This is a genomic window from Actinomycetospora sp. (genome assembly GCF_036497245.1).
GTDB lineage: Bacteria > Actinomycetota > Actinomycetes > Mycobacteriales > Pseudonocardiaceae > Actinomycetospora.
This window is the reverse complement of sequence record NZ_DASXJS010000193.1, coordinates 36,660-58,742: the sequence shown is the minus strand read 5'-3', so window position 1 is coordinate 58,742 and position 22,083 is coordinate 36,660. Positions and strand designations below refer to the sequence as shown.

The 22,083-nt window shown below is 73.9% G+C and carries 24 protein-coding genes; 15 read left to right on the top strand and 9 right to left on the bottom strand.

The genetic code is table 11. The features are described from left to right. The coding region (locus tag VGI02_RS29155; protein ID WP_414638329.1) for a creatininase family protein at positions 1–153 on the top strand (153 nt) is incomplete at its 5' end. Between the two features lie 32 nt (positions 154–185). Here the strand turns inward: VGI02_RS29155 and VGI02_RS20355 are convergent. Then, positions 186–956 (bottom strand): MerR family transcriptional regulator, encoded by a 771-nt coding sequence (locus VGI02_RS20355; RefSeq protein WP_331630222.1) that lies wholly within the window; start codon positions 954–956, stop codon positions 186–188. A gap of 56 nt (positions 957–1,012) precedes the next feature. On the opposite strand from VGI02_RS20355, the gene VGI02_RS20350 reads away from it, so the two are divergent. After that, entirely contained in the window at positions 1,013–1,549 is a 537-nt protein-coding gene (locus VGI02_RS20350; RefSeq protein WP_331630220.1) for an acetyltransferase, read from the top strand. Then, complete coding sequence (locus VGI02_RS20345; protein WP_331630218.1) at positions 1,546–2,508, top strand: GGDEF domain-containing protein; 963 nt, start codon at positions 1,546–1,548, stop codon at positions 2,506–2,508. The genes VGI02_RS20350 and VGI02_RS20345 overlap by 4 nt, the downstream gene beginning before the upstream one ends. 111 nt (positions 2,509–2,619) lie before the next feature. Here VGI02_RS20345 and VGI02_RS20340 read toward each other — a convergent pair whose 3' ends face one another. From VGI02_RS20340 to VGI02_RS20325, 4 genes are all read right to left on the bottom strand, one after another. Then, positions 2,620–3,126: a hypothetical protein gene (locus VGI02_RS20340; RefSeq protein WP_331630217.1), complete on the bottom strand. Its 507-nt coding sequence runs from the start codon at positions 3,124–3,126 to the stop codon at positions 2,620–2,622. Positions 3,127–3,162: 36 nt separating this feature from the next. Further along, positions 3,163–3,855: a hypothetical protein gene (locus VGI02_RS20335; RefSeq protein WP_331630215.1), complete on the bottom strand. Its 693-nt coding sequence runs from the start codon at positions 3,853–3,855 to the stop codon at positions 3,163–3,165. Positions 3,856–3,959: 104 nt separating this feature from the next. After that, positions 3,960–4,706 carry a hypothetical protein gene (locus VGI02_RS20330; protein ID WP_331630213.1) on the bottom strand — a complete coding sequence of 249 codons (747 nt, stop codon included), beginning with the start codon at positions 4,704–4,706 and terminating at the stop codon, positions 3,960–3,962. Beyond that, positions 4,696–5,163, bottom strand: coding sequence for a hypothetical protein (locus VGI02_RS20325; RefSeq protein ID WP_331630211.1), 468 nt, complete (start codon positions 5,161–5,163; stop codon positions 4,696–4,698). The genes VGI02_RS20330 and VGI02_RS20325 overlap by 11 nt, the downstream gene beginning before the upstream one ends. A gap of 32 nt (positions 5,164–5,195) precedes the next feature. Between VGI02_RS20325 and VGI02_RS20320 the strand changes: the two genes are divergently transcribed. Continuing rightward, positions 5,196–5,957 carry a uracil-DNA glycosylase family protein gene (locus tag VGI02_RS20320; RefSeq protein WP_331630209.1) on the top strand — a complete coding sequence of 254 codons (762 nt, stop codon included), beginning with the start codon at positions 5,196–5,198 and terminating at the stop codon, positions 5,955–5,957. Between the two features lie 4 nt (positions 5,958–5,961). Here the strand turns inward: VGI02_RS20320 and VGI02_RS20315 are convergent, their stop codons facing one another. The 3 genes from VGI02_RS20315 to VGI02_RS20305 form a co-directional block, all read right to left on the bottom strand. Beyond that, on the bottom strand, positions 5,962–6,966 hold the full coding sequence (locus VGI02_RS20315) for an FAD-dependent oxidoreductase (RefSeq protein ID WP_331630207.1): 1,005 nt from the start codon (positions 6,964–6,966) through the stop codon (positions 5,962–5,964). A 197-nt stretch (positions 6,967–7,163) separates the two neighbouring features. Next, on the bottom strand, positions 7,164–7,337 hold the full coding sequence (locus VGI02_RS20310) for a CsbD family protein (protein ID WP_331630205.1): 174 nt from the start codon (positions 7,335–7,337) through the stop codon (positions 7,164–7,166). A 139-nt stretch (positions 7,338–7,476) separates the two neighbouring features. Continuing rightward, positions 7,477–7,743: an acylphosphatase gene (locus VGI02_RS20305; protein ID WP_331630203.1), complete on the bottom strand. Its 267-nt coding sequence runs from the start codon at positions 7,741–7,743 to the stop codon at positions 7,477–7,479. A gap of 109 nt (positions 7,744–7,852) precedes the next feature. Between VGI02_RS20305 and VGI02_RS20300 the strand changes: the two genes are divergently transcribed. Further along, complete coding sequence (locus tag VGI02_RS20300) at positions 7,853–8,524, top strand: alpha-ketoglutarate-dependent dioxygenase AlkB (protein ID WP_414638328.1); 672 nt, start codon at positions 7,853–7,855, stop codon at positions 8,522–8,524. Between the two features lie 21 nt (positions 8,525–8,545). Here the strand turns inward: VGI02_RS20300 and VGI02_RS20295 are convergent, their stop codons facing one another. Next, a complete protein-coding gene (locus tag VGI02_RS20295) occupies positions 8,546–9,019 on the bottom strand; it encodes a nuclear transport factor 2 family protein (RefSeq protein ID WP_331630199.1) in 474 nt (157 codons plus the stop codon). Between the two features lie 81 nt (positions 9,020–9,100). Here VGI02_RS20295 and ruvC point away from each other — a divergent pair, with 81 nt between their 5' ends. From ruvC to VGI02_RS20245, 10 genes are all read left to right on the top strand, one after another. Beyond that, entirely contained in the window at positions 9,101–9,778 is a 678-nt protein-coding gene (gene ruvC, locus VGI02_RS20290) for a crossover junction endodeoxyribonuclease RuvC (RefSeq protein ID WP_331630197.1), read from the top strand. Between the two features lie 118 nt (positions 9,779–9,896). After that, on the top strand, positions 9,897–10,514 hold the full coding sequence (ruvA, locus tag VGI02_RS20285) for a Holliday junction branch migration protein RuvA (protein ID WP_331630195.1): 618 nt from the start codon (positions 9,897–9,899) through the stop codon (positions 10,512–10,514). A 46-nt stretch (positions 10,515–10,560) separates the two neighbouring features. Beyond that, the gene (gene ruvB, locus VGI02_RS20280) at positions 10,561–11,607 is read left to right on the top strand and encodes a Holliday junction branch migration DNA helicase RuvB (protein ID WP_331630226.1); all 1,047 of its coding nucleotides are present in this window, start codon (positions 10,561–10,563) and stop codon (positions 11,605–11,607) included. An 81-nt stretch (positions 11,608–11,688) separates the two neighbouring features. Next, a complete protein-coding gene (yajC, locus tag VGI02_RS20275; RefSeq protein WP_331630193.1) occupies positions 11,689–12,180 on the top strand; it encodes a preprotein translocase subunit YajC in 492 nt (163 codons plus the stop codon). A gap of 366 nt (positions 12,181–12,546) precedes the next feature. Then, a complete protein-coding gene (secD, locus tag VGI02_RS20270) occupies positions 12,547–14,358 on the top strand; it encodes a protein translocase subunit SecD (protein ID WP_331630191.1) in 1,812 nt (603 codons plus the stop codon). Then, the gene (secF, locus tag VGI02_RS20265; protein WP_331630189.1) at positions 14,355–15,749 is read left to right on the top strand and encodes a protein translocase subunit SecF; all 1,395 of its coding nucleotides are present in this window, start codon (positions 14,355–14,357) and stop codon (positions 15,747–15,749) included. Before secD ends, secF begins: the two co-directional genes overlap by 4 nt. Next, complete coding sequence (locus VGI02_RS20260; RefSeq protein ID WP_331630186.1) at positions 15,746–16,306, top strand: adenine phosphoribosyltransferase; 561 nt, start codon at positions 15,746–15,748, stop codon at positions 16,304–16,306. The genes secF and VGI02_RS20260 overlap by 4 nt, the downstream gene beginning before the upstream one ends. A 74-nt stretch (positions 16,307–16,380) precedes the next feature. After that, the gene (locus VGI02_RS20255; protein WP_331630184.1) at positions 16,381–16,809 is read left to right on the top strand and encodes a hypothetical protein; all 429 of its coding nucleotides are present in this window, start codon (positions 16,381–16,383) and stop codon (positions 16,807–16,809) included. 153 nt (positions 16,810–16,962) lie between these two features. Next, the gene (locus VGI02_RS20250) at positions 16,963–19,431 is read left to right on the top strand and encodes an FUSC family protein (protein WP_331630182.1); all 2,469 of its coding nucleotides are present in this window, start codon (positions 16,963–16,965) and stop codon (positions 19,429–19,431) included. A 318-nt stretch (positions 19,432–19,749) separates the two neighbouring features. Further along, on the top strand, positions 19,750–22,080 hold the full coding sequence (locus tag VGI02_RS20245) for a RelA/SpoT family protein (protein WP_331630224.1): 2,331 nt from the start codon (positions 19,750–19,752) through the stop codon (positions 22,078–22,080). Positions 22,081–22,083: the final 3 nt, after the last annotated feature.

The window sequence follows — 22,083 nt, the reverse complement described above, 5'->3', positions numbered from 1 at the left end:
TTCGGCTGGCTCACCGACGACTTCGGCCCCGACGGCCACATCGGCGACCCCACCGGCGCCACCGCCGAGCACGGCAAGACCGTGTTCGACGCGGCGGTCGGCCGGCTGGTCGAGGTGATCGCGGAGGCGCACCGCTGGCCTTCGGCCCGGTGAGCGGATGTGGTCGTCGGAGCGGCGACGTCCGTTCACCTGGCGCGCAGCCCCTCGATCGCGTCGTGCACGTACTGCGCGAGCCCCGGCTCGAGGTCGTCGTAGTGCTGCGTGAACCGATCGTCCGCGACGTACATCCGGGCCAAGCAGAGATGCATCTCGGGGGAGAGGTCGTAGAAGCGCTCCTGGATGTGTCTGCCGTGAGCCTCCGCCGCGGCGAGGGCGGCATCGGAGTCCGGGGCCGCCCCGGAACGCTTCGCGGCGACGAACGCGTCCTCGACCGCATCGGCCTCGGCCTTGATCGCCTGCCAGTCCGCCTTCGTGTACCGCGAGGTCCGGGCCTGGGACTGCTTCCACTGTTCGGTGTCACCCCAGCGCTCCTGCGCCTCGGCCTGGTACTCCTCGTGGAACCCGTCGCCGAAGAGCTCCTTCTGCTCCTCGCGCGTCAGGTGGATTCCGGTCATCTCCGCCTCCAGGGCTCGATCGATGGCCATGACGAGACCGGAGAGCTCGTCGAGCCGGGACATGACCGCGTCCCGCTGGCGTCGCAGGTGCGCCGACACGTCGGCGCCGGGATCGTCGAGGACGACGGCGATCTCCTCGAGGGCGAACCCGAGCCGGCGGTACACGACGACGTGCCGCAGACGGGTGACGTCGGCGTCGGTGTAGAGGCGGTAGCCCGCCGCACTGCGACGGCTCGGGCGCAGCAGCCCGATCTCGTCGTAGTGGTGCAGGGTCCGCACCGTCACCGCGAAGCGCTCGGCCACCTGGCCGACCGTCATCCCCGTCTCCGTCACTCCGGTCATGGTGAATCAGCGTGCGGCCTCACGCGGCGTGAGGGTCAAGTCCCTACGCTGGTTCGATGACCTGGGAGATCCGGGACGCGGACCCCGCCGACCTGGACACGCTCGTCGCCGTGTGGCGCCGCGCGGTCGAGGCGACCCACGACTTCCTGCCGGCGGGTGCGGTCGAGGAGCTCGAGCCCCGGTCGCGGGCGGAGATCGCCCGGGCGGCGGTGCGGGTGGCGACGGGCCCCGACGGGCCGGTGGGCTTCCTCGGCGGGAGCGGAGGCGAGGTGGACATGCTCTTCGTCGACCCCGAGGTGCACGGGCGCGGGGCGGGCTCCGCCCTGCTCGACGACGCGGCGGCCCATCACCCGCTGCTGACCGTGGACGTCAACGAGCAGAACCCGTCGGCGCGGGCCTGGTACGCGCGCCGGGGCTTCGTCGAGATCGGCAGGTCGGAGACCGACGCCGACGGCAGGCCGTACCCGTTGCTGCATCTGCGACGGGTGACCCCTCCCGGTCCGGTGTCGCGCCCGGCGCTCCAGAATGGGCGGTCACGGGACGCGCGCGAGGGGGCGCGGGCACCCGGGCTGAGGGGGCCGAGAGCGACATGACCAGCACCGTGACCGCGGAGCTCACACCTCCGCGCGCGTTCGACCAGGCCTGCTACATGGTGGTCGACTACCTCGCCGGGGCGCTGCCGATGGGCGCCTGGGCCGTGACGCGCGTGGCGGGGGAGCGGCAGACCGTCCTCGTGAGCGACGACCACGGCTACGGGCTGGTGCCCGGCGTCGAGGGCAAGTGGACGATGTCGATCTGCCGGACGATGGTCTCCGGGGAGACCCCGCGCGTGGTGCCCGACACCGGCGCCGAACCCGCGCTGTGCGACGTGATCGCCTCCGCCGCCGAGAACGGCATGCCGGTCGCGGCCTACGTCGGCACCCCGATCCTCTACCCCGACGGCGACCTCTTCGGCACCGTCATCGGGATCAACTCCGAGCCCCTCGACGCCGGGTTCGTCACCCACGAGACGTTGCTCGACCTGCTCTCGAGCCTGCTCTCCAGCGTCCTGGAGGCCGACTCCAACGCGGTGCAATCGGCGCGTCAGCTCGAGCTCGCGGTCTCCGACGCCGAGACGGACGCCCTGACCGGCCTGCTGAACCGCCGCGGCTGGGAGCGCTGGCTCGCCCGCGAGGAGGAACGGTTCCGTCGCTTCGGCGACCCGGCCTGCGTGGTGATGATGGACCTCGACGGGCTCAAGCGGGTCAACGACACCGAGGGTCACGACGCCGGGGACGTCTACCTGCGACGCACCGCCGAGACACTGCGCTCGGTGACCCGTCGTGGCGATCCGCTCGCGCGGCTCGGCGGCGACGAGTTCGCCATGGTCGCGACCGTGGGTCCCGAGGACGCCGTACCGCTCGTGGCCCGCCTGCAGGAGGCCCTGGACGCGGCGGGGACCCCGTGCTCGGCGGGCCTCGCCCACGTCGGTGTCGCCAGCGGCTTCGCCGAGGCCGTCGCGGTGGCCGACGCCGCCATGTACGCCGACAAGCGCGCCCGCCGCACCCGCTGAGCGGGGCTCGTTCCGCCGCCGACGTCCCCGTGGGCCCCGACGCCGAGACATCGAACCGAGTCACGGTGACTCGCTCGTCGGGCGGTGCCGGGGATCCTCAGAGCGCCTCGATCACGTGGCGGCCGAGAGCTCCAGCAGATAGGCCGCATCCGGGTCCACGTCCGCCTCGTCGGGGAGGCGCTCGATACTGCACGGGTCGGCCTCCTCGACGCGGCGGACCCGGGCGACCCGCCACGCCTGCCTGCCCGCGGGGACCGCGTGGGCCAGGGCGCCCTCGGCCGCCCAGAGGTAGGGCTCGGCGGTGAGCCAGCCGGAGGCGACGACCCGTTCACCCACGCTGAGCGGGGTGGCCGCGAACGGCACCACGGCCCACGATCCGGTGCACAGCACGGTGCCTGCCCGCGACCCGTCGGCGTTCTGCGGGCACTCGACGCGGCCGGTCAGCGTCGTGAAGCCGGGCTGGTCGTCGGACTGCTCGAGGCCGACCGCGGCCGAGGGCGCCACGGTCGCGTCGATCACGGCGAGCGCCAGGCCGGTCGTGACCCGCTGGCCCACGGCCAGCCCGACGTACGCCCCGTCCGCCAGCATCCACGCCGGCACGATCGCGACCACCTGCACGGGCGCCAGGATAGGGACGATCCCGTAGCCGACGCGTCAATCGACCAGCGGAAACGTCCCCGTGTCGCGGGGTCGCACCGGGAGCAGGCGGGCCACGAGGACGGCGTCGGCGGGCGGTGGGTCGGGCACCTCGTAGATCTCGACGGGCGGCCCCGGCGCCCACCCGCCGCGCGAGGCCCGGAAGAGCGCCGTGACGCGGTAGCGCTCGCGGCACAGCGCGACCACCTCACCGTGCTCGGTGCCTGCCGCGAGGTCCGGGTCGAGGTAGAGGGCGCCCCCGATGCCGGTACGGCCCTCGAGCGGTGGCGTCGTCGACCAGTACAGCGGGAACAGCCGCCCTCCCGCGTCGAGCACGCTCACCGGCCCGGTGGCGCCGTCGTCCGTCCCGCCGGGCAGGGAGGTGAGCACCGTGCCCACCGCGTCGACGATCCCGAGGTCGTCGACCACCCACCCCACGGGGCCGGCTCCGGACGGGGTCACCGCGGCGACGAAGATCGCGGGCGCGACCTCGATCTCCTCGCCCACCACGAGCCGTGGCAGGGAGCCGCTCTCCAGGAACGGCGGAGGCAATTGGACCGCCAGCTCGCCGTCGGGGCGGTCGGTCAGGCGGGTGGCCTCGCGGGCGGCGGGGAGCCCGGTCTCCCATCGGCGCCGGTCGTCACGCTCCGGGCTCCCCGCGACCCGGACCGGGCGTCGTCGGGGACCCGGCCTCCGCGCCGGCCGCCTCACACCGGGTCCGCGCCGACGACATAGCGGTTCCTCGTCACGAACCCCTCCTCCTCACGGGTGCCTGCACTCCCTTGGAGGGCCCCGGAGGCGGATCGGTTCCCGTCTCAGGCGCGCCGGATCGTCGCGCCCCGCAGCCGCAGCCCCCCGGGCCCGCGACTGGCGGGCCCTGTCACGACGACCTCCTGCCCGAGCAGCCGCGCGACGGCCGCCGGGTCGGGGTCGGAGCCGAACAGCGCCGGGTCGGAGTCGGGCACGACCCCCTCCACCACGACGTCCCGGCCCGCGTCGTCGAGCACCCGCACGATGCCGCGCCGCAGGTCGACGCGGTCGAGCGTGCCCCGCACGGTCTGCGCGGCGCCGTAGCTGCGGGGCGGGTCGGCGCGCGGCCACGGGAGGCGCGAGAGATCGCCCGGCCGGAAGCTCGCGTCGCGGAATCGGCTCCCGCCGAGCGTGGTCGTGCGAGAGGTGCGGGCCAGGGCGTCGAGCAGGTCGACGCACGCGTCCCCGAGCAGCGGTGTGGTCCAGACCGGCGGCGCCTCGTTCCAGAGACCGCGGACCAGCTCGAACACCGCGTCGGTGATCTCGTGCTCCAGCCCCTCACCGAGCACGTCGTCCTCACCCACCGCGAAGCGCAGCACCGTCGTCCCCGCGTCGAGGCCCACCAGCCGCAGGCGTGCGGCGCGCTCCACCACGCCTGCGCTGCGCCCGGGGCGGGCCTGCTCGACCAGGTGGCGGGCGACGCGCGTCATCAGCAGCTGCAACGCCCCGACCAGCGCCACGAGACCGTCGGCGTCGATCTCGCCGTCGCGGTCGGGCCCGCCGTGGAGGCGGACGACGAGGTCATCGGCCACGGCGGCGGTCCCGGCTCGCGAGCACGGCCTGCCCGCGCGGGGAGAGCTCGTAGCCGACCGGGAGCGAGAGGGTCAGTCCCAGCGCCCTGAGCTTGCGGACGTCGACCTTGAAGGGCGCGGTCTCGCGTCCGAAGGCGGCGGCGAGGTCGGGGGCACGACGACCGGGGTCCACGGCGATCGCCCGCAGCGTCGCCCACACCCAGGGGCCGTGGCTGCTGCGCCGGTCCGTGGCGTCGAGCTTCCCGGCGATCTCGTCGGCGTCCGACGACGACGGCGGGGTCGCCGCCAGTGCGCTGCGGGGATCGGGCTCGACCTCAGCCACCTCGTCGACCTCGAGGCGGCCGACGAGCGTCCGGTAGGGGCGGCCGGGGCGCACCAGGGGGCGCTTCCAGCGCCGGAACGTCAGGTCGACCTCGCCGCGCGCGATCGGCTCGGCGAAGCGCTGGGCGAACAGCACACCACCATCATCGCGCACCTAGGCTGGAGACCGTGGCACGGACGGGGGACGTCGGCGCCCGGACACCGGACGTCGTCTGGAACCGGCTGGCCCAGCGGCGGGGTGAGCTGTTCAGCCGCGAGCTCGCGCCCGAACGGCACGCCTACTGGTGGGCCCGGCGTCACGACGGCCCGGCGGGCAGGCTCAACCGCTGGGTCGACCGTCTCCGCGACACGACCCTCGAGAACGTCCCGTACGTCGATCCGACCGCCGCGGGCGAGGGCGCCCGGGTCCTGCTGCTGCTCCACGAGCCCGCGGGCGATGCCGAGGACGGCTGCGGGTTCGTCAGCCGCTACGCCAACGACGCGACCTCGGCGAACCTCTACCGCGCCGCCGACCGGGCCGGGCTGGAGCACGAGATCACCCTGCACTGGCACCTGGTGCCGTGGTGGATCTCCAATCCCACCCACGAGCCGCGGCGACTCACGGGAGAGGCGGTGCGTGCGACGCCGCGGCTGGGCGAGTTCCTCGACCTGCTCGGCGCGCCGCCCCGGGAGGTCGTGCTGCTCGGTGCGCCCGCGGCGAAGGCCTGGGAGGCCCTGACCCGTCGCGGCCGGGTCCCCTGGCAGCTGGGCGGCGCGACGGTCTCCCGCGCGCCCCACCCGAACCCGCTGGTCCACGACCGGCTCGACCCGATCTCGGGGCGACGCAACGGCGATCGCCTGGTGGGGGTGCTGCGGGACGCCGCCCGGCGCGCCCGGGGTGAGCTGGTGCTCCCGGCGCGGGTCCCGGGCATCGCCCGCAGACCCTTCTGAGCGTTCAGGTGCGGGCGTGGTCCGCGGCGGGACCGCGCTCGGCGACGAGCCGGACGACCTCGTGGGCGGTGCCCCAGCACAGCGAGAGCCCGCTGCCGCCGTGTCCGTAGTTGTGCACGACGAGCCCGGCCCCGCGGCGTTCGGCCTCGACCCGGGTCGTCGGGCGGGCCGGCAGGATGCCGGTGTCGATGCGCAGTACCCGGGCGTCGTGCAGCCGGGGTTCCGCCTCGCGGCAGCGGTGCAGGATCTCGCGGGCCTCCTCCCGATCCGGGGCCCGGTCGGTGCGCCCCGGAACACGCACACCACCGAGGTGGACCCGGTCGGCCTGCGGGATGATCGAGGTCCAGCGGCGCGCATCGGAGATCTCGACGAGGACCTGGGTGATCCCCGGGTTGTCGGTGACCACGTACTGCGAGAACAGCGGCCGCACGGACGGGTCCTCCGCGAGCTCCCGAGAACCCAGCCCGGCGGCGACCAAGACCACGGACGCCTGCTCGAGCGGCTCGTCGAGCGACTCGACCCGGCGGGTCTCGATCTTCCCGCCCAGCTCGGTGAGCCGTTCCACGAGCCACCCGAGATGGATCGGCACGTCGACGACGGGGGACCGGTGGCGCAGTCCCCGGTCGAATCCCGTCGGGAGCCGGGCCGGCGGGTCGGGGCTCAGGTCGGGCAGCAGGCGGAGCTGTGCGGGCAGGGTGTCGAGGTCGGGAACCTCCCCGACGGTGACGGCGTCGACCATGCGCACCCCGGTCCCGGGCCGCGCCGCCAGCCGGAGGTACTCCTCGAGGGAGCGGGCCGCCCACGCGAGGGACCCCGCGAGCGGAGCCTGGTACGTCGGTTTCCAGACGCCACCAGCGTGCGCCGAGGTGGTCGCCGTCGGATCGTCCGCGGACCAGACCCGGACCCGGTGACCCGCCTCGGCGAGGCCGAGAGCACAGGTGAGCCCGGCGATGCCCGCGCCGAGGACGACGACGTCCGTCGGCGGTGCGGCAGGGTCCGGGTCGGGCACGTGCGGACGGTAACCGGGACGCTCATCCGGTGTGGGTGGGTCCGGACTCGCGTCACCCGAACAGACCTGAGCGGCTCGCGCCGGCATCGGGGTGTGACATCCGCTCGGCCCCGGTGCGCACCCGAGGTGAACGGGCCGCAACGACGACGGCGCCCGCGCCCTGAGGGCTGCGGGCGCCGTCGTGTGCACGGGGACGGTCAGGACTTGAAAGCGTCCTTGACCTTCTCGCCCGCCTGCTTGACGGAGCTCTTGGTCTGGTCGGCCTTGCCCTCGGCCTCGAGGGACTCGTTGCCGACCGCGTTGCCCGCGGTCTCCTTGACCTTGCCCTTGAGCTCCTCGCTCTTGTTCTCGACCTTGTCCGCGTCGCTCATGGCGTTCCCCTCTCGGGTGGTGTCTCCGGGTCGCCGTCGACCCGCTCGAGAGGCGGCTTCCCGATCAGTGGCGCCGGGCAACCGTGGTATCCGTGCCTCGCCGCTCACAGTCCGGCCGGCTCCGGGTCGGCGCAGGCCCTCAGCGCTGTCCGAATCCGGTGTGGCCCTCCTCGGTCCGGTCCGCGACGTCGACGTGGGTGACCTGCGCGTGGCTCGGGCCGCGGCCCGCCCACTCCAGCATCCGCTCCACCGCCGCGTCGTCGCCCTCGACGACGAGCTCGACCGTGCCGTCGGGCAGGTTGCGCACCCAGCCCGCGACCCCGAGCCGCGTCGCCTCCTGCTCGGCGCTCGCGCGGTAGAAGACTCCCTGGACCCGGCCGTGGATGACGGCGTGCCTGGCGCTCATGTCCGCAGCGGTACCCGTCCGGGGCGGGCGGGCATCCACCTGCAGGGCTTCCGGACGGCGGGACTTGCCGCATCTTCGAACATGTGTTCGACTCTATCTCATGACGGCCGTGTTCACCCCCTCCCTGTTCGACGCGGTGCCCGACGAGTCCGGCGCCGCGCCCGCCGTGGCGGGGGAGGTCTCCTGGACGGGGGCGCACCGAACGCACCTCGACGAGCGATCGTGGGTTGATGTCGTGCCCGGCTGGTTGCCCCGCTCGGACGGCTGGTTCTCGGAGCTGGTCGGCGCGGTGCCATGGAACCAGCGGCGCAGGCGGATGTTCACCCAGCAGATCGTCGAGCCGAGGCTCACGTGTGGCTGGGCGCTGGCCGAGGCGCCGTCTCCGGCCGAGCATCTCGCGGCGGCCCTGGTGGAGCGGTACTCCGAGCCGTTCGACCGGGTCTCGGCGAACTTCTATCGCGACGGGGCCGACTCGGTGGCCTGGCACGGCGACCGGGTGCGGTTCGTCCATCCCGAACCGGTGGTCGCCATCGTCTCGCTCGGCGCGCCGCGCCGTTTCGGGCTGCGGGCGCTCGCCGGCGGCGGCACGCGGTGGCTCACGCTGTGCGGCGGGGACCTGCTGGTGATGGGCGGGCGGTGCCAGCACGAGTGGCAGCACACGGTGCCCAAGGATCCGGGCGCGGGTCCGCGGATCAGCGTGACGTTCCGGCACGGGGACCCCGGCCCGGTCGCGGCGCGGTCGGAGCGGGCGCGGGAGGTTCCCGAGTGGGCGCTGCGCTGAGCCCGCCCGGGTGGAGCTTCCTCAGATCGGGATCTCGGACTCGTCGCCCTCGGCGCGCGTCCCGTGGATGCGGCGTTCCGAGGCGTCGATGCGCAGGTCGTTGATGCTGGCCTCGCGGCGGCGCATCAGCCCGTTCTCCGCGAACTCCCAGTTCTCGTTGCCGTAGCAGCACCACCACTGCCCGTCGGCGTCCTGGCACTCGTACTGGAAGCGCACGGCGATCCGGTTCCCCGCGAAGGTCCACAGTGCCTTGCGCAGCGCGTACTCCCGTTCGCGCTCCCACTTCGCGGCGAGGAAGGCGACGACCTCCTCCCGGCCGGTGACCCACCGGTCGCGGTTCCGCCAGACGGTGTCGACGGTGTAGGCCAGTGACACCTTCTCCGGGTCGTGCGTGTTCCAGGCGTTCTCCGCCGCGCGGACCTTCTTCGCGGCGGACTCGGCGTCGAACGGCGGGAACGGGGGCCGAGGCTCCTCGGCCGGGTGCGGGGTGCTCATGACGATCAGCTCACCACGTCGGGGGAGGTGGTGGCGCGTCGCCGTCCGGCAGCGGCCGGACCGGTCGGTAGCGTGCCCGCCATGCGCGTGCTGGGAGTGGACCCGGGGCTCACGCGGTGCGGACTCGGGGTCGTCGAGGGCGCAGGCGGACGTGTGGTCCGGGCCGTCGCCGTCGACGTGGTGCGCACCCCGCCCGACGACGAGGTCGCCGCCCGCCTCGCCGCGATCGCCGACGCGATCGAGGAGTGGATCGCCGAGCACCGGCCCGACGTCGTCGCGGTCGAGCGGGTGTTCAGCCAGCACAACGTCCGCTCGGTGATCGGGACCGCGCAGGCGGGCGGGGTGGTGGCCCTGGTCGCGGGACGGGCGGGGCTCCCGGTCGCCTTCCACACGCCGTCCGAGGTCAAGGCCGCGGTCACCGGGTCCGGGCGGGCCGACAAGGCGCAGGTGACCGCGATGGTGCGGCGGGTGCTGGCGCTGGAGTCCGCGCCCCGCCCCGCGGACGCGGCCGACGCGCTCGCCCTCGCGGTGTGCCACTGCTGGCGGGCTCCGATGGCCGCTCGGATGGCCGAGGCCGAGGCGCGCGCCGCGGAGGTGGCCCGCACCCACTCCGCCCGCCTCGCCGCCGCACGGAGGGCCTCGAGGGCGGCGACCACGAAGGCCGCCGCCCAGGCCGCGGCGCAGACGGCCGCCCGGCAGGCCGAGGGACCGACCACGGCCGGGAAGACCGTCCGGCCCGCCCGTGCCCCGCGCCGCTGACGCGCGATCGGGGCGGGCCGCGTGTGGTCGGCGTGGCACGGGGGAGACCGTCGGACGCTCGCGGTAGCGTCGCCGCTCGAACAGGTGTTCGTCGGGGACACCGTCAGGGAGGTGCGTCGTGATCTCGTCCGTGCGTGGAGAGGTGCTCTCGGTCGGGCTGGATCACGCGGTGGTCGAGGTCGGCGGCGTGGGCATGGCGGTGCAGGCCACGCCGACCACGCTCGCCGGGCTGCGGCGCGGCCAGAGCGCCCGCCTGGAGACCGCGCTGGTGGTGCGCGAGGACTCGCTGACCCTCTTCGGCTTCGCGGACGCCGCCGAGCGGGAGCTGTTCGGCCTGCTCCAGACCGTCACCGGCGTCGGGCCGCGGCTCGCGCTCTCGACGCTCGCGGTGCTCGACCCCTCCTCGCTGAGCCGGGCCCTCGCCGACGGCAACCTGACGACCCTCATGAGCGTGCCGGGCATCGGCCGCAAGGGTGCCGAGCGGCTGGTCGTGGAGCTGCGGGACAAGGTGGCGCCGCCGGACGGGGTCGGGGCGGACCTCGAGGACGCGGCCATGCCGTCGGTCGTCGCGAGCGGCACGATGCGCGACCAGGTCGTCGAGGCGCTCGTGGGGCTCGGTTTCGCCCCCAAGCCCGCCGAGAAGGCGGTGGACGAGACCGTGGGCGACCTCGGGGACGGTGCGGGCTCCTCGGCGGTCCTCCGCGCCGCCCTGCACCGGCTGGGACCCGCCCGATGACGGGGGAGGAGGCGCCGTGACCGGCGGCGACGAGCTCTCGGCCGACCTGGAACGGGCGCTCGCGGCCACGCGCGAGGCGGGCGAGTCGGATCTGGAGAACCGCCTGCGCCCGGCGCGGCTGGCGGAGTTCATCGGTCAGCCGCGGGTCCGCGAGCAGCTCGACCTGGTGCTGCAGGGAGCGCTGCGCCGGGGGAGTCCGCCGGACCACGTACTGCTCTCCGGGCCGCCCGGGCTGGGCAAGACGAGCCTCGCGATGATCATCGGGAACGAGCTCGGCAGCGGCGTGCGCATCACCAGCGGTCCGGCGCTCGAGCGGGCGGGGGATCTCGCCGCGATGCTGTCGAACCTCGTCGAGGGCGACGTGCTGTTCATCGACGAGATCCACCGCATGGCGCGCCCGGCCGAGGAGATGCTCTACCTCGCGATGGAGGACTTCCGGGTCGACATCATCGTCGGCAAGGGGCCGGGCGCCACGTCCATCCCGCTCGACGTCGCGCCGTTCACGCTGGTCGGGGCCACCACGCGGGCGGGGTCGCTCACCGGGCCGCTGCGGGACCGGTTCGGCTTCACCGGGCACATGGAGTTCTACGAGCCCGAGGACCTCGAACTCGTGGTCGCTCGCAGCGCCCAGATCCTCGAGGTCGACCTGCAGCCCGACGGCGGCCGGGAGATCGCCTTCCGCTCCCGGGGCACGCCGCGCATCGCCAACCGCCTGCTGCGTCGGGTGCGCGACTACGCCGAGGTGCGCGCGGACGGATCGGTCACCCGGGAGGTCGCGAGGGCGGCACTCGCGGTCTACGACGTCGACGAGCTCGGTCTGGACCGGCTCGACCGCGCCGTGCTCGCCGCGCTGGTGCGGTCGTTCGGGGGTGGACCGGTCGGGGTGTCCACGCTCGCGGTCGCCGTCGGCGAGGAACCGGGCACCGTGGAGGAGGTCTGCGAGCCCTACCTGGTGCGGGCGGGGATGCTCGCGCGTACGCCACGCGGACGTGTCGCGACCCCCGCGGCATGGCGCCATCTGGGGGAGAAACCGCCGGATCGGGACGTTCCGGACGAAGACGACGGGCAGGGTGCGCCCACGCTCTTCGGGTGAGCTGGCAGACTCGACCTGAGCACGTACGACGGATCGCGGGTAGTGCGGTCGGTCGCACCGCACGGATCCGAACGGAGCGAGATGGACTTCCTCTTCCCTCTGCTGATCATCTTCATGATCGGCATGATCTTCTTCTCGAGCCGGCAGCGGAAGAAGCAGGCGCAGCAGCAGGAGAGCCTGCAGAACGCGATCTCGGTCGGTGACGTCGTCGTGATGACCTCCGGGATCAGCGGCACCGTCGTCGACACCGACGACGAGAAGACCATCGACCTGGAGATCGCCCCCGACGTGATCACCACGTGGCTGCGTGCCGCTGTCCGCGAGAAGCTCTCCACCGACGTGGACACCGCGATCGTCGAGGAGCTCGGCGGCCACGAGGACCTCCCCGGCGACCCGCCGGAGCACACCTCCTCGAACGGCTCCACGAGCACCGCGTCGACCCCGGAGCCGCAGGACACCCCGCGGGCGTCCTCGGGCGGCACCGCCGGGTTCTCCGACCCGACCGCCGCCCCGACCACCAACGGCGTCTCGTCCAGCTCGAACACCCCCGGGGACACGCGCCCCTCGTCCTGACGCGGGACCCCGCGCCGCGCACTCGGCCGACCGGTGCCTCGCGCCGCGTCGACCGTCCGCGGCGTGGGGTTCTCCCGCGTGCCACAGGGCGCCCCGACGTCGGGCCGCCCCACGGCATGCCGCCCTACCGCATGCCGCGGGACGGAGCGTGACGGGCCGGGTGCGATCGGCCTCGCGGGGGCGGCCTACCCTGCGAACTGGTCCTCGGCGCACGCCGTCCGCCGCATCCCGCGGGCGTGGCTCCGGCGACTCCGGTGTCCAGAGCGGCTCCGGCGTCGTGGCTCCGTCGCCCCGTGCAGTCTGCGGTGTCTGTGGCGAGGACCTCCTCCGAGGACCCGACCTTCGCCCGACCCTGGAGTACGCAGCGTGGCCCCTCCGACCGTCCGGTTCCAGCCCGGCCGCTACCTCGCCGTGTTCGCGGCGATCGTCGTGGTCCTCTACGGGCTGGTCTTCCTCACGGGGGACGGCTCGCCGACCCCGAAGCTCGGGATCGATCTGCAGGGCGGGACCCAGGTCACGCTGACCGCCCGCACCGAGACCGGCGCCGCGCCGACGCCGGACCAGCTCAACCTGGCGCGGCAGATCATCGAGCAGCGCGTGAACGGGCTCGGCGTCTCGGGCGCGGAGGTCGTGCAGAACGGCAACAATCTCGTCATCACGGTGCCGGGGCAGGCCGGTGACCAGGCGCGCAGCCTCGGGCAGACGGCCCGGCTCTACTTCCGCCCGGTCGTCGCGGGCCCGGTCGCCTCCACACCCCCGCCGGGCCAGGCCCAGCCCGGTCAGACCCAGCCCGGTCAGACCCAGCCCGGTCAGGCCGGCGGTACCGGTGCCGGGGGCGGGACACCCGGACAGGCTCCCGCGGGCCAGAGCGTGCGGCTGCCCGCCCAGGCGCCGACCCCGCCCGCGCCGACCCCGGCCGCGCCGACCCCCGGCGGTGGTGGCACCCCGGCGGGCGGCGGGACCTCGCAGGACCCGCGCCTGGCCGCGGCGATCGCCGCCGCGAAGCAGACCCGCCAGAGCGACGACCAGGCCGTGCAGGTGCAGGCTCTGCAGCAGCTGAACTGCGCCGCCGAGGACCCGCTGCGTGGGTACGACGACCCGACGCGTCCGCTGGTCGCCTGCGACCGCGACGGCTCCGCCAAGTACGTGCTCGGGCCCTCGATCCTGTCCGGGACCGAGATCGCGAACGCGGCGGCCGCGCCCAACCAGCAGGGCGTCGGCTTCGTGATCAACGTGGACTTCAAGTCGACGGGCGCCGGAATCTGGGGGCAGTACACCGCGGCCAACGTCGGCAAGTCGGTGGCCTTCACACTCGACTCCCAGGTGGTCTCCCCGCCGAGGATCGATGCTCCCCAGCTCGCCGGGACCTCCCAGATCAGCGGCAACTTCAACCAGCAGTCGGCGACCGACCTGGCGAACGTCCTCAAGTACGGGTCGCTCCCGCTGTCGTTCGACACCTCCGACGCGCAGACGATCTCGGCCACCCTGGGCCTCGCGTCCCTGCAGGCCGGGCTCATCGCCGGCGTCATCGGCCTGGCCCTGGTGTTCGTCTACTCGTTGTTCTACTACCGCGCTCTGGGCGTCCTGACGATCCTGTCGCTGATCCTGTCGGGCCTGATCGTCTACGCGGTGCTCGTCCTGCTCGGCCGCGGCATCGGGTTCACGCTCGACCTCTCGGGCGTCGCGGGCTTCATCGTGGCGATCGGCATCACCGCGGACTCGTTCGTGATCTTCTTCGAGCGGATCAAGGACGAGATGCGGGAGGGCCGCAGCTTCCGGTCCGCCGTCCCACGCGGCTGGACCCGGGCCAGACGCACGATCCTCTCCGGCGACGCCGTGAGCTTCCTCGCCGCGGTGGTGCTCTACGCCCTGGCCGTCGGCCAGGTCCGCGGCTTCGCGTTCACACTCGGGATGTCGACGATCCTCGACCTCCTCGTGGTGTTCCTGGTGACCCATCCACTGCTCTCGCTGGCGTCGAACTCGAAGCTGTTCGCGAGCCCGGCCTGGTCCGGTCTCGGCAACGTCGCCTCGCAGACCACCAGACCCGGTCCCGGCGGCAGGGGCGGCGGGACGGGCACCGCGCCCCGCCCCGGCGCCCGTCCCGGCCAGACCCGCCGGCCCGCCGCGAACGGCGACCGGTCGCAGCGCAGCGGCTCCGGCCGCGGAGGTACCCGATGACCCGCCCCACCCGTCGCGCCGGACGCCCGCAGGGCCGACGGGACGCGCCCGAGCCCGAGGACCTCGAGGACGACCTGGCGCCCGGCGACGTCGACGACGAGACCGACGCCGCGACGGACGCCCCGGACGACGCCGCCCCGGCGGGGCGCCGTGCCGCGCGGGGCCGCCGCAGCCGCCTCGACGTGCTTTACGAGGGCAACGGCGGCATCGACATCGTGGGCCGGTCGCGCACGTTCTACGCGGTGTTCGCCGCGATCGTCCTGGTCTGCCTGTTGTCGATGGTCCTGCGCGGGTTCAACTTCTCGATCGACTTCGAGGGCGGGACCTCGGTCCAGTTCCCGGCCCGCGGCGCCACCGGCGTCGCCGAGATCAGCCAGGTCGAGCAGACCTTCGACCAGGCGGTCGGACACCCGGCCGAGTCGGTCCAGCTGGCGGGTCGGGGCGACTCGGCGACCGTGCTCATCAAGGCCGAGCGCCTGGACCAGGGCCAGCAGTTCGCGCTCAACCAGGCGCTGTTCACGCAGTTCCAGCCGATCGGCGCCGACGGCAAGCCCGACCAGGAGGCGATCAGCGACAGCGCCGTCAGCGCGAGCTGGGGCGGGGAGATCACCCGCCAGGCGCTCATCGCGCTGGCCGTGTTCCTCGTGCTGGTCACCGCCTACCTGGCGTTCTACTTCGAACGCCGGATGGCGATCGCGGCGATCATCGCGCTGATCAACGACATCGTGGTCACGGCCGGCGTCTACTCGCTCGTCGGCTTCGAGGTCTCGCCCGCGACCGTGATCGGCCTGCTCACGATCCTCGGGTTCTCCCTCTACGACACGGTGGTCGTCTTCGACAAGGTCCGGGAGAACACCCGCGGGCTGAAGGGCCTCACGCGCCGCACCTACGCGGAGGCGGCGAACCTCGCGGTCAACCAGACCCTGATGCGCTCGCTCAACACCTCGCTCATCGCCGCGCTGCCGCTCATCGGGCTGTTCCTCGTCGGCGTCATCCTGCTCGGCGTCGGTGTGTTGGGCGACCTCGCACTCGTCCAGCTCGTGGGGACGATCATCGGGGCGGCATCCTCGGTGCTGCTCGCGACGCCGATCGTCGTCGACCTGGCGATGCGCGACCGCGTATGGATCCAGCAGGCGCAGCGCGTGGCCGCGCGGCGGGAGAAGAACGCCCGCCGCTCCCCGGCCCCGGGCGGTGCGGACGACCGGGCGACGACGGGCGAGTCCACGGACGTCCTCGACACCCGCGCGGTCGCCGCCGCAGCGGGCGGGCCCGCTGCCGGCCCGTCCACCCGGCCCGCGCCGACCTCCGACCGGACCTCCGGTGCCTCCCCGCGCCCCGGCGCGCGACCGGCCGGGAAATCCGGGCGTCCGAGCGGGAAGCGGCGCCGGTGAGCCCTGTCGGGGTCGCCGACACCGCCGACCCCGACGCGGACCGCGCGCTCGTCGCGGACCTGCTGCGCGCGGTCCCCGACTTCCCGAAGCCGGGTATCCGGTTCTGGGACCTCACGACGGTCCTCGCGGACGCGCGCGGGCTGGCCGCGACCACGCGGCTGCTCGGGGCCTCGCTCGCGGACGGGGCCGCCGACGTCGTCGTCGGGATCGAGGCCCGCGGGTTCCTGCTCGGGGCGGCCGTCGCCCAGGAGCTCGGGCTCGGCATCGTCCCGGTGCGCAAACAGGGGAAGCTGCCCGCGGTCGCGGCGTCGCGCTCCTACCAGCTCGAGTACGGCTCGGCCACGCTCGAGCTCCCGGCGAACGTCCTCGCGCCGGGAGCGCGGGCGCTGCTGATCGACGACGTCCTCGCCACCGGCGGCACCGCCGAGGCCGCATGCGGGCTCGTCGAGGAGTGCGGGGCCACGATCGCCTCGTTGGCGGTCGTCCTCGAGCTGCCCGACCTCGACGGTCGCGGCCGCCTCGCCGGCCGTCCCCTGCACGCCGTGCTCGCGCGCTGACCCCCGCCGCACGACCTGCCACGGGATTCGGAAAGCCGCACCCTGCCCCGTGAAGATCTGACTATGGTCCGGCCATGACACCGGGCATCGCCATCGGACTCCATGTGCGCACCCTGACCACGGCCGCCGTCCTGGCGCTTGCCGCGACCGTGTTCAGCGTCGGAGGCGGGACCGCCTCGGCCTCCGCGTTCTGCAGTGGTTCGGGTCTCGCGCTCCCGCAGGAGCGGAACCACCAGATCAACGCGGGTACCAGCACGTTCGGCTCGCCCGGTTACCAGCAGACCTACAAGCTCACCGACGCCGGGCCCGCGGCGGTGACGATCGCCGTCCGGGGGTACGACGCCGCGAAGAAGGAGACCTGGACCGGTGTCCCGTTGAGCGCAGGCGGGTCCGGGGTCCCCGTGACCGTTCCGTGGGGCTACGTCAGTGCGCCCCCGGCGATCCGGGTGACCAACCTCGACCCGGTCCGGGGCGCGTCGGTCAGCTTCACCTGCAACGCCTGACACCGGGTCGGCGGGGCGGGGCCGGCCCACCCGCTCCGCCACCCCGGTGCGCGGGACTGCGGAATCCGCCACATCTCGCCCCCCGGAACCGGTTCATCGCCCGATCGATGGTTCGCACAGCTAACATCGTCGGCGGCGAGCCAGAGGAGGACGATGACGATCGCGTCGACCGGACGACGTCCGGGCACGGATCCCACCGCACACACCGACCGCGTCGAGGCCGCACCCCCGCCCGCGCCGCGGCGCGCGGCACCGGAGGAGCGCGGCGTCGTCGTCGCCCGCACCTCGTGGCGTGACCGGCTTCTCGCCTCCGACCCCGGCAACGTCCGGATCGCGCTCGCGACGCGGGCGGCTGTCTCGCTCGCCGTCTCGCTCGGCGTGGCGGCCCTCGTCGCCCGCGCCCTCGGCCTGCAGGGCACCGCCGCGATGATCGTCCTGGTCCTCGGCGCCGTCCTCACGATGATGACGACGTTCACCGCCTCGGACCCGACCACGCTCGGTCGCGCCATCACCCAGATCTGTCTACCGGTGGCGCTGATCGCCGGGATCACGCTGAGCACGCTGGTGGACAAGCACCGGGTGCTGTCGCTGTCGCTGTTCGTCGTGGTCATGTTCGTCGTGGTGTGGGTCCGGCGCTTCGGGCCGCGCGCGTTCGCCTGCGGCATGGTCATCTGGATGGGCTACTTCATCGCCCTGTTCCTGCAGCTCTCCTTCGCGCAGCTACCGGTCGTCCTCGTCGCCGTCGGGACCACGACGGTCCTGCTGCTGATCATCGGGCTGGTGGCGGCGCCGCAACGCCCCGCCCGACGGATGCGGCGCATGGTCGACGCGTTCGGCGCGCGGGCGCGGATCGCCTCGGCCGAGCACCGGGACCCGGCCGCGCGATCGCCGTGGCAGCGCTGGACCGGCCGGATCGGCACCCCGGACCGTGCGCTGTTGCGGGTCGACGAGGTCGCGGTCCTGATCGACGGGCAGCTCGCCGTCCCGCACTCGGTCGCCGACCTCGGCAACGCCCGCCGGGTGCGGGCCGCGGTGCTGCGGACGGAGGCGGCCGTCTCCCGCGTCCTGGACGCCGCGCCCGACGCCGTCCCGTCGGCCGCGGCCGAGGCGGTGGACGACGCGCTGCGCGCGCTCGGGACGGTCCTCGACGAGGACCGCCGGGGCGGAGCCCGGGACAGCCGGGACCAGGGCGACGGGCCCCCCGGCACGGCGTCGACCTTCACGCCGGCCGCTGAGCTGTTCGCCGGTTTCCTGCCCGGCAGCGCGGTGACCGTCGGGCCGATGGTGGCTCCCGAGGGTGCCGCGAAACTGCTGCTCACCACCCGGCAGGCGCTGCAGATCTCGCTGGCCGGGGCGCTGTCGATCGCACTGGGCGACGCGCTCTCGGGTCAGCGCTGGTACTGGGCGGTGCTCGCCTGCTTCCTCGCCTTCACCGGTACCGCCACCGCCGCGGAGACGATCCGCAAGGCGATCCAGCGCACCGTCGGGACCGTCGTCGGGGTCGTCGTGGCCCTCGTCGTGGTGCCCCTGCTCGGATCGTCGACGGTGGTGTCGCTGGTCGTCATCCTCCTGGCGATCTTCGTCGGGTTCTATCTGTTCCGGGTCTCCTACACCTCGCTCGCGTTCGCGATCACCATCCTCATCGCGGAGCTCTACGAGCTGCTCGGGACCTACAGCGACGGCCTGCTCGCGCTGCGGGTCGGCGAGACCGCCCTGGGGGCCGTCGTCGGCGGCGTCGTCGCGGTGTCGTTCCTGCCCACGTCGGCCAAGTGCGCCGAGGAGGCGGCCCGCACGCGCCTGGCCGAGGAGCTGCGGGCCGCGACGGTGGACGTGGCCGCGGTCCTGCACGGCGGCCCGGGCAGTGACGGGCACGACGGCGAGCCGGTCGATCTGCACGCCCGCGCCCGCTCCCTGGACGCCGCCGTCCACCAGCTCGCCCTCATCGGCGTGCCGCTCTCGCTGCGGGTCGTCCCGGGCTCCGGGTCGCGCCGCGAGGCGGTCGGCGGCCGGCTCTCGGCGTGGGTGCGCTGCGCCGCCCGGGTGCGCGCCGTGATCCACGCGGTGGAGGACTCCCGGACCCACCGCCACGAGACGGTGCAGGGCGCGATGAGCGCGGTCCAGGGCCTCGTCGACGCGCTCGCCGAGGGGCGCGGTCCCGGCGCCCACGCGGACCGCCCGGACACCGACCGGGACGCCGCCGAGACGCTGCTCGCGGAGCTGTCCGCGCTGCACGGCGCCCTGATCGCCCTGCACGAGATCGACCCGACGGGCCCGCCTGCCCTCCCGTCGGGGGACGCATCGACCGCGTCGGGGGCCGCCTCGTCGGAAGCCCCGGGCGGCGCGTCCGACGTCGCCGTCCGAGGCCGGGTGACCGACGCCCGGGGACGCGGTCTCGACGCGGTCGTGACGGCGGTCGACCCGCATGGCCGCCAGCTCGGCCGGGTCCGCGCGGAGGGCACGGCGGGCGGGAGCTTCGCCGTGGCGGTCGGCGGAGGCGCCGGGCCGTGGCTGGTCGTCATCGCGGCCGCGGGCTTCGCCCCGCACGCCGGGCGGGCCTCGGCCGGCCCGGAGCACCACGTCGTCCTGGAACCGGCCCGCCCGACGGCCACCGTCCCGCTGTGAGCGACCGTTCACCGACGGCCGGCCCGGCCCGGCGCGTGATCGTCGCGGGCGGGCGACGGATGATGACCTCTCGTCCCGTCCGACGACGCGTGGGCCGACGCCGGCACCACAGGTGACCTAAGCTGGGAGGATTCCGGATCCGGACCTGTTCCGGGTCCCGCGACGAGACGCGAGGCGCGCGACCAGCGGAGGTGCTCTGGAGTGAGCCAGGACCTGGGGCCGGCCACCGGCACGGCCGAGCGTGCCGACGCGGACGGTGCCGCCGGTTCCGACGGCGAGCCGACGCTGGGATCCGGTGAGCCGCGCGAGGCCCAGCGCCTGGAGCCGAGCGCGACCACCACGGCCGAGGCCACCGGCACCCAGAGCACCCGGCCGCGCTCGGCGACGCGCCGGGTCCGCGCCCGCATCGCCCGCCGGATCACCGCACAGCGCACCGGGCCGGTCAAGCCGGTCCTGGAGCCGCTCGCCACGGTGCACCGCGAGCTGCACCCGAGCGCCGACCTCTCGAGCCTGCAGCACGCCTACGACACGGCGGAGGCCTTCCACGAGGGCCAGATGCGGAAGTCGGGCGACCCGTACATCACCCACCCGCTCGCCGTCGCCACCATCCTCGCCGAGCTCGGCATGGACACGACGACGCTGATCGCGGCGTTGCTGCACGACACCGTCGAGGACACCGCGTACTCCCTGGAGACGCTCTCCACCGACTTCGGCGCCGAGGTCGCGCACCTCGTCGACGGCGTCACCAAGCTCGACAAGGTCCAGCTCGGGGCGGCGGCCGAGGCGGAGACCATCCGCAAGATGGTGGTCGCGATGGCCCGCGACCCGCGCGTCCTGGTCATCAAGCTCTCCGACCGGCTGCACAACATGCGCACGATGCGCTTCCTCAAGCCGGAGAAGCAGGCCAAGAAGGCCCGCGAGACCCTCGAGGTGCTCGCGCCGCTGGCCCACCGGCTCGGGATGTCGACGGTCAAGTGGGAGCTCGAGGACCTCGCGTTCGCGATCCTGCACCCCAAGCGCTACGACGAGATCGTCCGCCTCGTCGCAGATCGCGCCCCCAGCCGGGACACCTACCTGCGCACCGTGATCGACGAGGTGTCCGGCCAGCTCGAGGCCGCGCGGGTCAAGGCCGAGGTGCTCGGCCGACCGAAGCACTACTACTCGATCTACCAGAAGATGATCGTCAAGGGTCGGGACTTCGACGACATCCACGACCTGGTGGGCGTGCGGATCCTCGTCGAGGACGTCCGCGACTGCTACGCGGCGATGGGCATGGTCCACGCGCTGTGGCAGCCGATGCCGGGCCGCTTCAAGGACTACATCGCCCAGCCCCGCTTCGGGGTCTACCAGTCGCTGCACACCACGGTGATCGGCCCGGACGGGCAGCCGCTCGAGATGCAGATCCGTACCCACGAGATGCACCGCACCGCGGAGTACGGGATCGCGGCGCACTGGCGGTACAAGGAAACGAAGGGGTCGAACGGCAACGGCTCGCTCGAGCTCGACGAGATGGCGTGGATGCGCCAGCTCCTCGACTGGCAGCGCGAGGCCGCGGACCCGGGCGAGTTCCTCGAATCGCTGCGCTACGACCTCGCCACCCGCGAGATCTTCGTGTTCACGCCCAAGGGCGATGTGATCACGCTGCCGCACGGGTCGACGCCGGTGGACTTCGCCTACGCGGTGCACACCGAGGTCGGCAACAAGTGCATCGGGTCGCGGGTCAACGGCCGGCTCGTCGCGCTCGAGCGCCAGCTCGAGAACGGCGAGGTCGTCGAGATCTTCACCTCGAAGGCCGAGGGCGCCGGGCCGTCGCGCGACTGGCTGGGCTTCGTCTCCTCGCCCCGGGCGAAGCAGAAGATCAAGCAGTGGTTCGCCAAGGAGCGTCGCGAGGAGGCGATCGAGGGCGGCAAGGACTCCATCACCCGGGAGGCCCGCCGCACCGGACTGCCGCTGCAGCGTCTGGTCAGTGCCGACTCGATGGGCGCGCTGGCCCGCGAGCTGCGCTACGCGGACGTCTCCGCGCTCTACGCCGCCGTCGGCGAGCACCACGTCAGCGCCCGGCACGTCGTCCAGCGCCTCGTCGCGCTGCTGGGCGGGGTGGAGCAGAACGAGGACGAGCTCGCCGACCGCGCCACGCCCTCGACGGTCCAGCGGCGCCGGGGTACCGGCGACGTCGGGGTCGTCGTCAACGGCATGGGGGACGAGGCGGGCGGGGGCGACTCGTCCGACCTGTGGATCAAGCTCGCGCGCTGCTGCACGCCGGTTCCCGGCGACGAGATCCTCGGCTTCGTGACCCGGGGCGGCGGCGTCAGCGTGCACCGCACCGACTGCACGAACGCCGACGACCTGCGCTCCGAGCCGGAGCGCCTGGTCGACGTGAGCTGGGCGTCGTCGTCGACGGCGGTCTTCCTCGTCGCGATCCAGGTGGAGGCACTCGACCGGCACCGCCTGCTCTCCGACATCACGAAGGCGCTCGCCGACGAGAAGGTCAACATCCTGTCGGCGTCGGTGACCACGAGCCGCGACCGCGTGGCCGTGAGCCGGTTCAGCTTCGAGATGGGCGACCCGAAGCACCTCGGGTACGTGCTGCGCGTGGTGCGCAACGTCGAGGGCGTCTACGACGTGTACCGGGTCACCTCGGCGAGCTGACGC